Raw genomic sequence first — 14,582 nt, 5'->3', positions numbered from 1 at the left:
TCCTCGCGGACAATCCGGCCTCGTGCGCTTACTTGGCTTTCTTGAGCTTCAGATACGACTGACGCAGGTCTGAGGCCCAGCCATCGATGACGGGTTTGACGTCATTGGTGCTCATTGCCTGCGAATCATTTTCCAGTGGCTTGCCGGTGCCTTTGCGCACCACTTGCGCGACGACCTTGTTATTCGCGCCATCGAGGAACACCGCTTCGGTGGCCAACGTAGTTTCCTGATCACGAATACCGCTGGCGGTGCTGACCGCAGCGGCGACCAACGCAATCGGAATCACCTCGTAAGCATGCAGGCCTTCGGTGGAGCTGCTCACGGCGGTGATTGCCGCACGCACCACAATCACGCCCGGGCCAGGACCGGTGGCCAACGGCAAGTCTTTGCCGATCTCACGCTTGAGCGCCTGATCGTAGTAGGAAGTGATGCCATTGAGGGTTTGCTGGGAGATTTTCGCGGTCGGTTGCGGTTTCGGGTAGAGCTGAGTCGGCTCGATGTACACACTGGTGAATTTCCTGACGTCGACCTTCGGATCGATCCAGCGCATCACCTCGGCACCGGACGGGGATTTGGCCTCCTTGAGCTGGCTGTAGTCTTTGAGGAATCCTGAGTACTCTTTCGGGTCGACGGTTTTGCTGGAACAACCCACCATTGCGACGGTGGCAATGCACAGAGTGCCCATCATCACTGCTAGCTTCATGCTGTAACTCCTGTCAGAAGGCCGAAAAACTTTGCCCGGGGGAATTACAGGTATAGCTAAAACTTCAGTAATTGCGATTGCACAGCACAATATTCACGCAAGGCTGCGCGGAGGATCACAAGCGTCATTTGAAAGACGTCGAGCATCCGGCAACGCTGCATCGAGCTCTTGGCCATTGGTGAGCTTCAAGAATCCGCTGCACTGGAACAAGCTGAGCTAGAACGCCCGCAAGTGCTGTTGCAGGGGTGGAAGAAGATGAACATGGGCGATCCGGCGCTTAAGTGACGGGCTGGAAATTGTCTTCCCTCACCCTAGCCCTCTCCCAGAGGGAGAGGGGACCGATTGGGGGATATTCAAGAGTTCCGCCGACTTGAGCGAGTGCCTTTGAATCCATAATCGACTCGGTCTTCCACGTCGGTGTCGCTTGCTAGACACCTCGGTCAGTCCTCTCTTTCAGAGGTAAATAGAGGGGACCGATTCGGGATGATTCGAGAGATACACCGACGTGACCGATTGCCTTTGAATCCATAATCGACTCGGTCTTCCACGTCGGTGCAGGACGCCAGACACCTCGGTCAGCCCCCTCTTTCAGAGGTAAATAGAGGGGACCGATTCGGGATGATTCGAGAGATACACCGACGTGACCGATTGGCTTTGAATCCATAATCGACTCGGTCTTTCACGTCGGTGCAGGACGCCAGACACCTCGGTCAGTCCCCTCTTTCAGAGGTAGATAGAGGGGACGATTGGGGGAGATTCGAGAGATACACCGACGTGACCGATTGGCTTTGAATCCATAATCGACTCGGTCTTCCACGTCGGTGCAGGACGCCAGACACCTCGGTCAGTCCCCTCTCCCTCCGGGAGAGGGTTAGGGTGAGGGGCTTTTCAGGGGTTCACCCCATTACCAGGACGAAGTCTCACCACTGCGCAACGCCATCTCCCGCCGACTGTTGATGTGCATCGCCTTGATCAAGGACACCGTGCCCACCAGCAAAATCGCCGCCCCCAACAGGAAGTCGATGTTGTACAGCTGGAAGTCCTGCACCGGCCCGATCAGCAGCACCCGCACGATCGCGGCGCCCAACAGCGTGGCAAGGAAGTCGATCCCCGGTTCATTGCGGTAAAACACCAGCAGTAACGGCAGGCACAACACCAACAGCAGCAACAACACCACCACCTTGAACGAACCTTTGCGCTCGACGCTGAAGGCACATTCGTGCGGCCCGTACGCCTTGTAATCCTCGTCGCGGATCATCGAGGTTTTCTCGTTGATGTAGTCGACGCGGTTGTACTTCTGGATCGGCGTGAAAGTGTTGGACATCTCCATCAACGTGGTGATGTTCTTGAAGCGCAGGTCGATGCGCTCGCTACCCTTGAGGTAATAAAGCACCGGCTTATAGCCGTAGCGATAGCTGTCGAAAGGGAATTCGGTGACCTGACCCTGGACACCGATCGGCCGTGGTTCAAGTTCGGCGTAGGCACTTTTATTGGTGGCGGAAAGGTTGCGGCTCAGCGGCTGCACCTTGACCTGCTCAAGGAAGATCGGCGTGACGCCGTAGGACCATTGCAACGGTTCCAGACGCAGACGCAGTTCGTTGCGGCTGAGGTCGTAACGGTTGAAGGTGCGTTCCGAAACCACCAGCGAACCACTGAGCATGAACTCGCCGCGCAGATTGTTGGTGACGCGCAAGGTCAGTTGGTCCTTGCCCAGCAACGCCGCTTCCGTGGATGGCGGCGTGCCGCACCACGCGGTGCTTTCGCCGACACCGCCGAGTTGGCCGTCGCGGTTTTCCTTGAATACATAAAAGTAACTGGCCCACAGCGTCACCATTAACAGCAACGCTGTGAGGCCGAGGATTTTTTTGCCCGGACTCACTGATCAGACTCCCTTCTTCGGTTCCATCGTCCAGCCGAAAACCCGCTGGCGACGGCGACTCTACCAAAAGGCCACCACTCACCCAAGGGAAAATGCCCGATTCAGGAGGTTTCTAGGGGTTTCCCCGGTGTACTTCGAAGAACAAAAGATCGCAGCCTGCGGCAGCTCCTACACGGGATCCACTGTAGGAGCTGCCGCAGGCTGCGATCTTTTCAAGCGTCAGCGCCGTCGGAACAACGGACGTGGTTCGATGACTGAGCGGCCGTAGAGCACGCTCATTCCGGCCAATCCTTTCAGCGCATCCTCAGCCGATTTGTCCTCACGCACCGCGAAACTGTCGAACCCGCACTGGCGCATATGGCTGAGCTGATCACGCAAGACATCGCCAATCGCGCGCAACTCCCCTGCCCAGCCGAACCGGCTGCGCAGCAGATACGCCTGACTGTAAGCACGCCCGTCGCGAAAGTTCGGGAAATCCAGGGCGATCAGTGGCAACGAGGCCAACCACGGCACCAGGCTTTCAACCTCATCGTCCGGGCCAAGCCACACCGCATGAGTCGACGGTGATTCCAACCAGTGCGTCAGCGGCAACATCAGCAAACCTGCAGGCCTTGGCGTCGATGGCTCACGCACTAGCGTCCACGGATCGTCCGTCACTATTCGCGCTACGCCCTGCTCCAGCCGCAACAAATTATTCATACCGCCTCCAGCGTTTTCGGATAAACCCGCTCTTTGAACGGCTCCAGGCCAATCCGCGCGACGGTGTCGACAAACAGTTCCTCGTGCTCGCGATAGCGCACAAACGTACCGATGATCCGCTCGATCACCTGCGGCACTTCCGCAGCACTGAACGACGGGCCGATGACTTTGCCCAATGCGCTGTTTTTGCCCTGGGCGCCGCCGAGGGTGATCTGATACCACTCGCTGCCATTCTTATCGACGCCGAGGATGCCGATATTGCCGATGTGGTGGTGACCGCAGGCGTTCATGCAGCCAGAGATGTTCAGGCTGATATCGCCCAGATCATGCAGGTAATCGAGGTTGTCGAAGCGTGCCTGAATCGCCTGGGCAATCGGGATCGATTTGGCGTTGGCCAACGCACAGAAATCGCCACCGGGGCAGGCAATGATGTCGGTGAGCAGGCCGACGTTGGCGCTGCCCAGGTCGTGTTTGCACGCCAGTTGCCACAACGCATAGAGGTCGGTTTTCGGCACATCGGGCAAGACGATGTTCTGCTCATGGGCGATGCGAATCTCGCCAAAACCGAAACGCTGCGACCAGTCGGCCACCGCCAGCATCTGCACAGCGGTGACATCCCCCGGCGGCGCCGCCATGCCCGGTTTGGTCGACAGCACCACGCTGGTGTAGCCCGGCACCTTGTGCGGCTGCACGTTGCGCGCGACCCAACGGGCAAACGCCGGGCTTTCGGCCAGGCGCGTGCCGAAGTCCAGATCGGTGTCGGCCAGGGTGTGATAAACCGGCGGCACGAAGGCGCTGGCGACCCGCTGATATTCGGCTTCGGTCAACTGCGCCGGGCCGTCCTTGAGGTGCTGCCATTCCTCTTCGACTTCCTTGGCAAACGCCTCAATGCCCAGCGCCTTGACCAGAATCTTGATCCGCGCCTTGTACTTGTTGTCACGTCGACCATGGCGGTTGTACACCCGCAGCACGGCCTCGACGTAGGACAGCAAATGCTGCCACGGCAAGCCTTCGCGGATCTGTAAACCGAGAATCGGCGTGCGCCCCAGACCACCGCCGACGATCACTCGTAGAAGCATCTGCCCATCGCGGCCGGGGTAAAGGTAGAGGCCGATGTCGTGCATCATGATTGCCGCGCGATCCTGCTTCGCCGAGCAAATGGCGATCTTGAATTTGCGTGGCAGAAACAGGAATTCCGGGTTGATCGTCGACCACTGCCGCAGAATCTCGGCCAATGGGCGCGGGTCGATCAACTCGTCCGCCGCGACCCCGGCGAACGCCTCGGTGGTGATGTTGCGCACGCAGTTGCCGGAGGTCTGGATCGCATGCATGTTGACCTGCGCCAGACGTTCGAGGATGTCCGGCACGTCGCTCAGTTCGATCCAGTTGAACTGCATGTTCTGCCGCGTAGTGAAGTGACCGTAACCACGATCGTAATCGCTGGCGATGCTGGCCAGCGTGCGCATCTGTTCGGCGCTCAAGGTGCCGTAGGGAATCGCCACGCGCAGCATGTAGGCGTGCTTCTGCATGTACAGGCCGTTTTGCAGACGCAGCGGCAAAAACTCCTCTTCGCTCAATTCCCCGGCCATGAAGCGCTCGACCTGATCGCGAAACTGCGCAACACGCTCGAACACCAGCGCCCGGTCGTAATCATCGTATTGATACATGCCTGCCACCTCATCAGTTATTCCTGTGGGAGCGAGCCTGCTCGCGAATGCGGTGTGTCAGGCAACTGCATTGTTGGCTGACACACCGCATTCGCGAGCAGGCTCGCTCCCACAGTTTTCTTCAGAGCACTATGACGAAGCAGCGCAGCGCGTTACAGATTCACCTGAACTCATAAAAACCATATCAGGGCGCGGCAGAACGCCGCAGTCAGCCCTTTAATCTGATCCGCATAAATCAAAGATTCCTGAGCCTGTTTTGTTTCTGACGGGGTTTCTACAGTGCAGCTCATGCCAGACCGGGTGGCCTGGCAAGACTTTGCAACCGTGGATGAACTGACCATGAGCACAGCAACAATCGGACAGGCTTATAACTACAAGGTCGTCCGCCAATTCGTTATCGCGACGGTTTTCTGGGGTGTGGTGGGCATGGCGATGGGCGTGTTCATCGCCTCGCAACTGGTGTGGCCAGAGATGAATCTGGACCTGCCGTGGACCACCTTCGGCCGACTGCGACCGCTGCACACCAGCCTGGTGATTTTCGGTTTCGCCGGCAGCGCGCAATTCGCCGCCAGCTACTACGCAGTGCAGCGCACCTGCCAGGTGCGGCTGTATTCAGACAAACTCGCCGCGTTCACCTTCTGGGGCTGGCAATCGGTGATTGTGGTCATGCTGATCACCCTGCCGCTGGGCTACACCACCACCAAGGAATACGCCGAGATCGAATTCTCCGGCGCGGTGTGGATGGCTGTCGTCTGGGTCGCTTACGCCATCGTGTTTTTCACCACCGTGGTGCAGCGCAAGACCAAACACATCTACGTCGGCAACTGGTTTTTTGGTGCGTTCATCCTGGTGATCGCCATGTTGCACGTGGTCAATCACCTGTCGATTCCGGTGGACTGGTTCAAGTCGTATCCGGTGTATTCCGGCGCCACCGATGCGATGGTGCAGTGGTGGTACGGGCACAACGCGGTGGGTTTCTTCCTGACCACCGGGTTCCTCGGCATGATGTATTACTTCGTGCCGAAACAGGTCAATCGGCCGGTGTATTCGTACCGGTTGTCGATTGTGCATTTCTGGGCGCTGATCACCCTGTACATCTGGGCCGGGCCGCACCATTTGCATTACACCGCGCTGCCGGACTGGGCGCAGTCGCTGGGCATGGCCATGTCACTGATCCTGCTGGCGCCGAGCTGGGGCGGGATGATCAACGGCATGATGACCTTGTCCGGCGCCTGGCATAAGTTGCGCACCGACCCGATCCTGCGCTTCCTCGTGCTGTCGCTGGCGTTCTACGGCATGTCGACCTTCGAAGGGCCGATGATGGCGATCAAAACCGTCAACGCCCTCTCCCACTACACCGACTGGACAATCGGCCACGTTCACGCCGGCGCGTTGGGCTGGGTGGCGATGATCACCTTCGGTGCGACTTATCACATGGTGCCCAAAGTGTTTGGCCGCGAGCAGATGTACAGCACGCCGCTGATCAACCTGCACTTCTGGCTGGCGACCATCGGCACGGTGTTGTACATCGCTTCGATGTGGGTCAACGGCATCACCCAGGGCCTGATGTGGCGGGCGATCAACGAGGACGGCACGCTGACCTATTCATTCGTCGAGGCGCTGCAGGCCAGTCATCCGGGGTTCATCGTGCGCTTTGCTGGCGGGGTGTTCTTCCTTACCGGGATGTTGCTGATGGCCTACAACGTGTGGCGTACGGTGCGGGTGGCCGACGTTGCACTGGCGCGCAGTGAAGCGCAGATCGCCTGAGGCAGGGAGCCGCTCGTGATGGAGATTTTCTTTGATGTGTTGGGCGTGATGTTTCTGTGGCTGGCGGTTGAGTACTGCTTGCGACGGGAGACGGCGGACAGCCTGGATGAAGCGAGTATGGTGCCGTTTGCCGATGATCCGGAGGTGGCGCGGCGGGTGGAGCTGGCTACCGGGAAAACCGTGAAAGCGGTGGCGCCGGAGGTGGCGAAGCCGGGGTGGGTGAATCTTGATATGTGAGGGGTGTCAGTCGGGCAGCCCTCACCCTAGCCCTCTCCCAGAGGGAGAGGGAACTGACCGAGTTGTTTGTTCAGGGCACGTCGACCTGCAATATCTAAGGTGAATGCAATCTCACAAACAATGAAGATCGGCTCCCTCTCCCCCTGGGGGAGAGGGAACTGACCGAGTTGTTTGTTCGGGTTACGCCGACTTGAAATATCTAAGGTGAATGCAATCTCAAAAACAACGAAGATCGGCTCCCTTTCCCCCTCGCCCCCTGAGGTAGAGGGAACTGACCGAGTTGATTATTCGAGTTACGTCGGCCTGAAAAATCCAAGGTGAATGCAATCTCATAAACAACGAAGATCGGCTCCCTTTCCCCCTCGCCCCCTTGGGGGAGAGGGCTGGGGTGAGGGGGTAGCTCTTGATCTTAACTACGATCGCGAGGAATCAGGCTCTGCAACTGCTGGGCAAGGAAATTGGCGTCAAAGGCAAACGTATCCGGATCCTTCAAACCATTGGTCTTGCGCCACTGCCAGGTGCCGTCCGGCAATCCCACCAGTGAAATGCTGCCATACCGCGCCGCCGTCAGCCCCATCACCGCAAGCGAAATCTGCCCGCCACTGCCCATAACATCCGGCACGAACTCCACCGGTTTGCCGGCAATCACGATGCTCAGTTTCTCGGTCTTGAAGGTCGATGTTTCCACCGGTGTACTCGGCCCGAACGCGACATACGCCTCGCGACTCACCTCCAGCAGATTCGGCGCCTGCACCGGCTCCAGCCATTGCTGAATATCGGCGAACAGCGCGGTAATCCGCGTGGCCCAAGCAGCCGATTGCGTCTCGAACAGTTGCTTCTTGTGCGCTTCGCTCTCGGCGTAATGACGAAGCATCTCGCCCAGTTGCTGTACATCGTCCATAGCGGTGTTCCTCGGAAAGGACCTGCAATACTCGATAGTGGCAGATACCAGCCGCTACGTACGATTAAGCTGCAGCAAGCCCGACGCAGCACCATGACACTTGGGTGAAACTTCAGCAGTACAGTCACTTGCTGCTGGCATCGAAGCATGAAGAAAAGGAAACTCCGGGCAGACCTGAACGCTCGACACTGTCATTTGCCTGAGGACATCCAATGCGCACCATCGGCCTGATCGGCGGCATGAGCTGGGAATCCAGCGCCGAATACTATCGACTCATCAATCAGCAAGTCCGGGATCGTCTCGGCCCGTTGCGCTCCGCGCAGTTGCTGATGCACAGCGTCGATTTCGGCCCTGTCGAACAGGCCCAGCACGCCGGGCGCTGGGACGATGCGGCGGCAATTCTGGTCGATGCTGCGCGCAGGCTGGAAGCGGGAGGCGCGGAATGTGTGGTGCTGTGTACCAACACCATGCACAAGGTCGCCGAGCAGATTCAGGCGGCGATCAGCATTCCGTTTTTGCACATTGCCGAACCGGCCGCACAGGCGGCTCTGAACATAGATGCACGCACGGTCGGATTGCTCGGCACCGCATTCACCATGGAACAGGATTTCCTCAAGCAACGCCTGGTCGCCAAGGGTTTGACCGTGTTAGTGCCGGACGAAACAGAGCGCAAGGATGTACACCGGATCATCTACGACGAACTCTGCGTCGGCGTGATCAGCGATCAGTCGCGGCAAATCTATCAGCGGGTGATTGAATCCCTCACCGCGCGCGGCGCTCAGGCAATTATCCTCGGCTGCACCGAAATCGGCATGTTGGTCAAACCCGAACACAGCGCCCTGCCCCTGCTCGACACCACCGAACTGCATGCACAGTCGGCGGTGGCGTTTGCGCTGGGCGACTGAGTCAGGTTTTCGGGCGATTGCGCAGGCGCGCCATGCTCAGGGTGTCGACCCATTGCCCGTCGCGCACCGCGTAATCGCGAAACAGGCCTTCGGTCTCGAACCCGAATTTGCGGTAGAGCGCGATGGCGGCCTCGTTGTCGGCGTAAACCGAGAGTTCAACGCGGTGCAGGTTCATCCAGTTGTCGGCCACATCCAGCGCCGCCGCCAGCAACTTCGAACCGACGCCTTTGCCCTGCCACGCCACAGCGACTGCCATACCGACGCTGCCGGCATGACTGCGACGAATCCGCGAATAGTTTTCCAGCCCCAGATGGCCGATGACCTGACCCTGATGCAGCGCGACCAGCTTCAATACCCGCTCATTCTCCGCCAGCAGCCGTTGGCGCCAGACGTCGATTGACTGAAACGGCATCTGCAACACCTGCCGGGTGACGGCCCGCTCGTTGTAAAGCGCCGTGACAGCCTCGAGGTGCGACTCGCTGAAGCGTTCGATGTGAATGGCGGCGTTGTGGTCGGGCATGGAGGATCCTTCCTGGATCGATGAGTGGCCAATCACTCTAAACCGCCGGTGATCAGTCTGGCGAGTTTCGGCTTGCTGACCACTCATCGCAAAACCGCCATACCTGTCAGAGTTGACAGGTGACGGCGCCGTCCACCTCGCATTAGATGCAGCAATGAGTTCCCATCTGATGCCTGGAGAATGAAATGAGCCGTGTCCGCAGCATTGTCGAACCGTTCGCACTGTCCTACCCGCATGTTCCCAAAATGGTTGAGCTGGAGCCCACAACTGAAGGCGTTCATGGAGGCGTTTCCATCGCCGATAGCAATGCGGCTGGAGGCCTTCAGATTTTCATGTTGGCGTACTTGGGACAAGCCAGGAACGATAAGCTCAGGCTGATACTGAACGGCGATAAGCAACCCGGCACAATCATCGTCGCTCCCGGAGAAGAGAATGAAGATACGGCTTTGTGGCTGGGCGCCGAGCTTCTGCAAAAAGGTTCGAACCGCATCGAGATCGAAGTAGAACGCACCTCGGGCAACAACGATGTCACCAAAGAACTGGTGCTGCTCTATCGCACCTCCCCACCCGGCGATACGCCTGCGGTGTTGAACTTCAGCGTCAGTCACAGCCGGATCGACGCGAAAGATGCCGACGATGTATCCGTCACCGTCACCTACAAAAATATCAACTGGTACGACTACATTTACGTCGACTGCAACGGCGCACGCGTTACGTATCGCCTGATGCCGGACACCTTACCGCCGCCAGCCACCGTCCCGAAAGAAATCATGATTCCGATTCCGAGATCGAAATTGGAACAGGGTGGCAATGATTCGGACTTTGAATTCAAGTTTCGAGTCGTCGACCACGTAAGCAACCCATCCGGCCCACCGACCTGGTCAGACATTGTGACGGTTGATGTGGATTTGACGCGGACTTCCTCACCGCTGGTCATTGATCAGAGCCTGATGACCCTGGATGGCGTCAAGCTGATGCAAGACTATGGATGGGCGACAAAAGAGGTGGTTGGTAATGTCCAGGTTCGCGAAGCTTCGGGCGGTGTGCCACCGTACCGATACACTTCCTCTGACGACTTGATTGCAAAAGTGACGTCAAACGGCAAAGTCGAAGGTTTGAGAAACGGCACCGCTACCTTGTCCGTGACAGATAGCGCCGGCACCACACTGCGTTACTCGGTTCAAGTCAGCAATGTTTACAACGTTAGAGCCGCCACCCGTTTAATGACCGTCCCCGAGGCAGTAAATTGGATCAGGAGTGAAGCTGGAGAGGCTTATGACAATTTTTTTGTTCCTCCAACGGTAAAAGCCATTCCTTTGAATTTCGTCGATCTTCATAAGATTTTACTGCCAATTCCTAATTCTATCCCGAACGGCTTTTTTAGATGGTTTGGCCGAGGTGAAGGCACCGCTGGTTCCTACGCGGTTTTCAACTCTGGAACCGGTGCGTTTTATCAGGGTATGAGTACAAGTGAGACACGGATGGCTCCAATCGCCTTTATCAAAACCTGAATGCTCTTACTGCTCAAGGTGCGGATTCGCAGCAACTGGCCCATGCCACGACGATATTGCTGCGCGATGGCTGTGTTGGGGCGGCAGATTCGGTTGCGGGTTTGGCTGATGCGGAAACCTTTGTACTGTGCCCGTTCAGTCAGGTTTTCAGCGGCTGATCGGGTGTTATCGCTAGCAGACTCACTCCTACAGTTGGATTGGTTGCATTCAGTGGGAGTATGGTTTTCTGGGCGGGCCTCATCGCTGGCAAGCCAGCTCCCACAGTTTTCCTGGGTGCTCACACAAACCGGATTCTCCGCAAATCCCTGTGGGAGTGAGCTTGCTCACGAAGGCGTCAGCTCAGGCTCCATCGTCGGTGAATGTGCCGGCGTCTTCGTGAGCAAGCTCTCTCCCACTTTGGGGTGTGCTCAGATACCAATTTCCAGCCAGCATTACCCTTGTGAGAGCTGGCTTGCCAACGATGGCGTTGGGTCATTGAGTATCAATGCCAGCCATCAGACCGCTTTCGCGAGCAGGCTCGCTCCCACAGGGGGTTGTGGGCATACAGGGGATTGGCTCAGGGCTGAAACCATTCGTGGCGTTCGTTGAAGGTGTGGTGGATCAGGTCGGTGAGGGTCTGCACTTCGGCCACATTCTGTGAGTCAGCATTGACCGCCAGCCATGCCTGCAATTGCATGGGCTCGGCGAATAATCCGGGTAACGCAATCAGCCCCCGATCGAAGCGGCTCATATACGCTGGCAACAACCCAATGCACGCGCTGCAACGAATCATCTCCAGCATCAATTCATAAGACTGCATCTGCACCACGCCGGCCAGACGCTGTTCAACCAACTCATTCCACGGCCGGAAGCTGTCGATCTGCCGGTCATGCTGCCACTGCACCAGCATGAAATCAGCAAGGTCATCAGGCGTGTCCGGGCGCGCGGTGACGCGGGAGTAGCGTTTGGCGATGTGTGGCAGGTAGTCGAGGCGTGCCAGCGCTTGCGGTTCGCTGGTGGCGAAGGTCGGGCCGGGGTGCGGGGTTTCGCCGTGGGCGAGCCAGAGGACGATGTCGGCGCTGACGGCACGCAGGGACAACTCGCTGTCCAGCGCGATGATTTCCAGGCGTACGCTGGCGTTGCGCCGCAGCAGCGCGATGAGGTCGCGGCCGAGGATGTCGTGGAGGATCGATTCGGCGACGGCGAGGCGGATCAATGGTTGCTCGATCACCGGGAGTTTGCGTTCGTTGGCCAGCGCTATGAGTTTGGCCTGTAGCTGTTGGCCTTCGCGAGTGAGGCTCAAGGCGCTGCCCTGAAAGCTGAACAGGGTGTGTTGCAGTTCTTGCTCAAGCTGGGCCAGTTGTTTGCGCAACAAGGTTGCGCGCACGTTGAGGCTGCGCGCGGCTTGCATGAAGCAACCGCAGCGGGCGCTGACGAGGAAGTATTGCGCGACTTCGCTGTCAATGGTCGCAGCATGTGCGAGCCACGGTTCGCTGTGGTCGTGCGGCCAGTGGTAATCGTGGTTGCCCTGTCGTCCTGCGGGTTCGGTGAATGACATCGATGACTCCCTGTCGATCTTTGTATTTTGCTGGCTTTCAGCACTTTTTAACTATTTCTGAACCCAGTGGAGATCCTGTGGGAGCTGGCTTGCCAGCGATGAGGCCGGAAGATCCAACATCATGGGTGACTGATAAGCCGCCATCGCTGGCAAGCCAGCTCCCACAGGTCACTCAGTGAAGGTGAAATCAGTGTTTTTCCTCCAGGACTTTGTTGAGCTCCGCGCCGTCAATGCTCAGCGTTGCAGTGTTGAGCATGCCGTCCAAGTAGGCTTGGGCGATCTGTTCCTGACGTTGAGCACGCAAGGCCTCGGTTAGCTGATCACGCAGTTCATCGAGGGTTGCGGTACGGGCGGGTTGTTGCTCGGTGAGCTTGATCACGTGGAATCCGGCGGCGCTCTGGACGGGATCAGAAACCGCGCCAACCTTGAGCCGCGCCACTGCACCACGCACCTCCGGGACCAGTTGCTGCAACGGTTGCAGACCGCTATCGCCGCCGCGTTCAGCGGTGACGCGATCCTGTGAATATTGAGTCGCCAATGCAGCAAATTCCGCCGGCGTTGCCTGAGCTTTCTTGCTCAATTCAAGCGCCTGCTTGCGCACCGACTCAAGATTCTGCGGATCATTCACCCCAAGGAAAATCTGACTGACCCGATACAACGCCGGCGTCTGCCAATTCGCCTTGCCTGAGTCATAAGCCTGCTGCAACTCAGCCGCACTCGGATAATCCGCCGGCACCTCACTGACCGAACGCAAGTAATCACGGAACACGATCTGCTCAGTCGCTGCCCGGGTCTGCCGCGCAACCTCGGGACGCTGCGCCCAACCCTGCGCATCAGCCTGCTCCAGCACCGCTTTCTCGGCCAGACGCGTGCGAATCCACCGTTCCAGCGCCTCACGATTACCGCGCAATTGTTCGCGGGTTTCCGGCGGAACTGTAGCCAGCAACGCCTGAAGTTCCGCAGGGGTTACCTGCTGATTACCCAACCGCGCCACCGCCGGCCCCGTTGCAACCGCCGTCACCGACGACGATTGCTGGGCGGCGACCGGGTCACTGCCCGGCCGCACCACCAGCGCCACGGCCACCACCAACAGCGCCACTGCAGCAGCGCTGATCACCATGGCAGGCTTTTTCACAGCGCGACTTCCTCTTGCTCGGCGACAGCCACTTTCGCGGTGGATGCTTGCGCAGCTTGAGTGAAATCACGCAGATAAACGATAAATTCCTGCAACAGGCGATCCCACAATTCCAGGTTGCCGCGCAGGTGATCGTTGCTCACGCCCGCTGCCACGACCACATCCATTTCCATCACCAGAAACTCGCCCTGCAACGACAAACGCGCAAAACGACGGCTCGCGTTCCACTGCTCGGCCACACCGTGTGGCAACTCACCCTGCACCCGCAGCGCACAGCTGAAAGTGAAATCGACGTAGCTACCCTGCTCCACCGCCGGATTGCCGAATCGCACGGCGTAACCAATGCCCTGACTGGCGCTGAGCAACTGAACAATACCGTTCTGCTCGGTTTCGTTGACGCGATAACCCGCAGCTTGCAGGACTTCGGTCAGGGATTTTGGCGATACGTGGCTGATCAATTGAGTCATTACTTCTTCCTTGTCTATCAGTGCGTGAGCGCGGCTTGCGGCGCGTCGAATTGAGTCTTGTAGAGGTCGTCGCCAAACCCCTGGGCCAGTTCATCGAACTTGACCCGGGCACTGCCCGCGAAGGGCTGGCGGATCTTCATCACCTCGGCCACGTCGATGTTTTCGTAGGCAGTGAGGATCTGCTTGGCGACGCCGTACATCTGCTGATTCTTGACTGAACATTGCTGCACTTGTGTGTCACGTTCAGCCAATTGCGCTTGAAGCTTAGACCGTTCTGCTTCTTTGGCACGGGCCAGCACCAGCAACTCGTCATAGGCCTTTTTGAACTTGCCGGTCTGCTCGGCACTGGCCGCTACTTGTGCCTGCGCCTGGCTGTGCAGGCTCTGCTGCTGCCCGGCCAGTTGCTCGGCGACGCCTTTGGCCTTGGCCAGTTCGGCGCTCAATTGCTTGATTTGCGCCTGCGCAGCCTTGGCCTCGTTCTGCGCCGCCAGTTGCGCGGCGCTGGCCTGGGCCTGCTGACTTTGCAGGGCCTGCAACTGTTGCGTGGTGCTGCGCAATTGCGTGCGCAGGCGCTCTTCCATGCCTTCGGCATTCACCCCGGTGGCAATCAACAGCCCGAGCCCGAGCAACACAAATCGCGTTTTCATAACCCTC

At 58.4% G+C, this 14,582-nt stretch carries 14 protein-coding genes; 4 read left to right on the top strand and 10 right to left on the bottom strand.

The window, feature by feature from the left end; genetic code table 11:
- Window positions 1-28: 28 nt before the first annotated feature.
- From J0G10_RS14985 to J0G10_RS14970, 4 genes are all read right to left on the bottom strand, one after another.
- Window positions 29-703, bottom strand: a complete 675-nt coding sequence (locus J0G10_RS14985; RefSeq protein WP_093433003.1) for a DUF3313 domain-containing protein — start codon at window positions 701-703, stop codon at window positions 29-31.
- Window positions 704-1,607: 904 nt separating this feature from the next.
- Entirely contained in the window at window positions 1,608-2,582 is a 975-nt protein-coding gene (locus tag J0G10_RS14980) for a hypothetical protein (protein WP_220558814.1), read from the bottom strand.
- A 219-nt stretch (window positions 2,583-2,801) separates the two neighbouring features.
- Window positions 2,802-3,281 carry a DUF934 domain-containing protein gene (locus J0G10_RS14975; RefSeq protein WP_095050709.1) on the bottom strand — a complete coding sequence of 160 codons (480 nt, stop codon included), beginning with the start codon at window positions 3,279-3,281 and terminating at the stop codon, window positions 2,802-2,804.
- Window positions 3,278-4,948: a nitrite/sulfite reductase gene (locus J0G10_RS14970; protein WP_095126248.1), complete on the bottom strand. Its 1,671-nt coding sequence runs from the start codon at window positions 4,946-4,948 to the stop codon at window positions 3,278-3,280. Before J0G10_RS14970 ends, J0G10_RS14975 begins: the two co-directional genes overlap by 4 nt.
- 339 nt (window positions 4,949-5,287) lie before the next feature.
- Between J0G10_RS14970 and ccoN the strand changes: the two genes are divergently transcribed.
- Window positions 5,288-6,715: a cytochrome-c oxidase, cbb3-type subunit I gene (gene ccoN / locus J0G10_RS14965; protein ID WP_220558813.1), complete on the top strand. Its 1,428-nt coding sequence runs from the start codon at window positions 5,288-5,290 to the stop codon at window positions 6,713-6,715.
- Between the two features lie 18 nt (window positions 6,716-6,733).
- Window positions 6,734-6,952, top strand: a complete 219-nt coding sequence (locus tag J0G10_RS14960; RefSeq protein WP_095050707.1) for a CcoQ/FixQ family Cbb3-type cytochrome c oxidase assembly chaperone — start codon at window positions 6,734-6,736, stop codon at window positions 6,950-6,952.
- Between the two features lie 409 nt (window positions 6,953-7,361).
- On the opposite strand, the gene J0G10_RS14955 is transcribed toward J0G10_RS14960, so the two are convergent.
- Window positions 7,362-7,853 (bottom strand): hypothetical protein, encoded by a 492-nt coding sequence (locus J0G10_RS14955; RefSeq protein WP_220558812.1) that lies wholly within the window; start codon window positions 7,851-7,853, stop codon window positions 7,362-7,364.
- A gap of 212 nt (window positions 7,854-8,065) precedes the next feature.
- On the opposite strand from J0G10_RS14955, the gene J0G10_RS14950 reads away from it, so the two are divergent.
- On the top strand, window positions 8,066-8,758 hold the full coding sequence (locus J0G10_RS14950; protein ID WP_007915496.1) for an aspartate/glutamate racemase family protein: 693 nt from the start codon (window positions 8,066-8,068) through the stop codon (window positions 8,756-8,758).
- 1 nt (window position 8,759) lies between these two features.
- On the opposite strand, the gene J0G10_RS14945 is transcribed toward J0G10_RS14950, so the two are convergent.
- Window positions 8,760-9,278 (bottom strand): GNAT family N-acetyltransferase, encoded by a 519-nt coding sequence (locus tag J0G10_RS14945; protein ID WP_007915494.1) that lies wholly within the window; start codon window positions 9,276-9,278, stop codon window positions 8,760-8,762.
- Window positions 9,279-9,463: 185 nt separating this feature from the next.
- Here J0G10_RS14945 and J0G10_RS14940 point away from each other — a divergent pair, with 185 nt between their 5' ends.
- Window positions 9,464-10,789, top strand: coding sequence for an Ig-like domain-containing protein (locus J0G10_RS14940; RefSeq protein WP_220558811.1), 1,326 nt, complete (start codon window positions 9,464-9,466; stop codon window positions 10,787-10,789).
- Window positions 10,790-11,345: 556 nt separating this feature from the next.
- On the opposite strand, the gene J0G10_RS14935 is transcribed toward J0G10_RS14940, so the two are convergent.
- The 4 genes from J0G10_RS14935 to J0G10_RS14920 all read right to left on the bottom strand — a co-directional run bounded on the left by J0G10_RS14935 (window position 11,346) and on the right by J0G10_RS14920 (window position 14,575).
- Window positions 11,346-12,326 (bottom strand): LysR family transcriptional regulator, encoded by a 981-nt coding sequence (locus J0G10_RS14935; RefSeq protein WP_220558810.1) that lies wholly within the window; start codon window positions 12,324-12,326, stop codon window positions 11,346-11,348.
- Window positions 12,327-12,513: 187 nt separating this feature from the next.
- On the bottom strand, window positions 12,514-13,461 hold the full coding sequence (locus J0G10_RS14930; RefSeq protein ID WP_220558809.1) for a peptidylprolyl isomerase: 948 nt from the start codon (window positions 13,459-13,461) through the stop codon (window positions 12,514-12,516).
- A complete protein-coding gene (locus tag J0G10_RS14925; RefSeq protein WP_220558808.1) occupies window positions 13,458-13,928 on the bottom strand; it encodes a YbjN domain-containing protein in 471 nt (156 codons plus the stop codon). Before J0G10_RS14925 ends, J0G10_RS14930 begins: the two co-directional genes overlap by 4 nt.
- Before the next feature lie 17 nt (window positions 13,929-13,945).
- Window positions 13,946-14,575 carry a DNA repair protein gene (locus J0G10_RS14920; protein WP_095126576.1) on the bottom strand — a complete coding sequence of 210 codons (630 nt, stop codon included), beginning with the start codon at window positions 14,573-14,575 and terminating at the stop codon, window positions 13,946-13,948.
- Between the last annotated feature and the right edge of the window lie 7 nt (window positions 14,576-14,582).

The sequence above is a fragment of the Pseudomonas germanica genome, assembly GCF_019614655.1.
GTDB lineage: Bacteria > Pseudomonadota > Gammaproteobacteria > Pseudomonadales > Pseudomonadaceae > Aquipseudomonas > Aquipseudomonas neuropathica.
The sequence above is the reverse complement of the archived record's forward strand: the minus strand, read 5'-3'. Positions and strand labels throughout refer to the sequence as shown.

Bases quoted from the DNA above. Each gene is read 5' to 3' on its own strand.
- J0G10_RS14950 (WP_007915496.1), top strand. From the start codon at position 8,066: ATGCGCACCATCGGCCTGATCGGCGGCATGAGCTGGGAATCCAGCGCC.
- J0G10_RS14960 (WP_095050707.1), top strand. From the start codon at position 6,734: ATGGAGATTTTCTTTGATGTGTTGGGCGTGATGTTTCTGTGGCTGGCG.
- J0G10_RS14955 (WP_220558812.1), bottom strand. From the start codon at position 7,853: ATGGACGATGTACAGCAACTGGGCGAGATGCTTCGTCATTACGCCGAG.
- J0G10_RS14985 (WP_093433003.1), bottom strand. From the start codon at position 703: ATGAAGCTAGCAGTGATGATGGGCACTCTGTGCATTGCCACCGTCGCA.
- J0G10_RS14975 (WP_095050709.1), bottom strand. From the start codon at position 3,281: ATGAATAATTTGTTGCGGCTGGAGCAGGGCGTAGCGCGAATAGTGACG.
- J0G10_RS14940 (WP_220558811.1), top strand. From the start codon at position 9,464: ATGAGCCGTGTCCGCAGCATTGTCGAACCGTTCGCACTGTCCTACCCG.
- J0G10_RS14925 (WP_220558808.1), bottom strand. From the start codon at position 13,928: ATGACTCAATTGATCAGCCACGTATCGCCAAAATCCCTGACCGAAGTC.
- J0G10_RS14935 (WP_220558810.1), bottom strand. From the start codon at position 12,326: ATGTCATTCACCGAACCCGCAGGACGACAGGGCAACCACGATTACCAC.
- ccoN (WP_220558813.1), top strand. From the start codon at position 5,288: ATGAGCACAGCAACAATCGGACAGGCTTATAACTACAAGGTCGTCCGC.
- J0G10_RS14920 (WP_095126576.1), bottom strand. From the start codon at position 14,575: ATGAAAACGCGATTTGTGTTGCTCGGGCTCGGGCTGTTGATTGCCACC.
- J0G10_RS14970 (WP_095126248.1), bottom strand. From the start codon at position 4,948: ATGTATCAATACGATGATTACGACCGGGCGCTGGTGTTCGAGCGTGTT.
- J0G10_RS14945 (WP_007915494.1), bottom strand. From the start codon at position 9,278: ATGCCCGACCACAACGCCGCCATTCACATCGAACGCTTCAGCGAGTCG.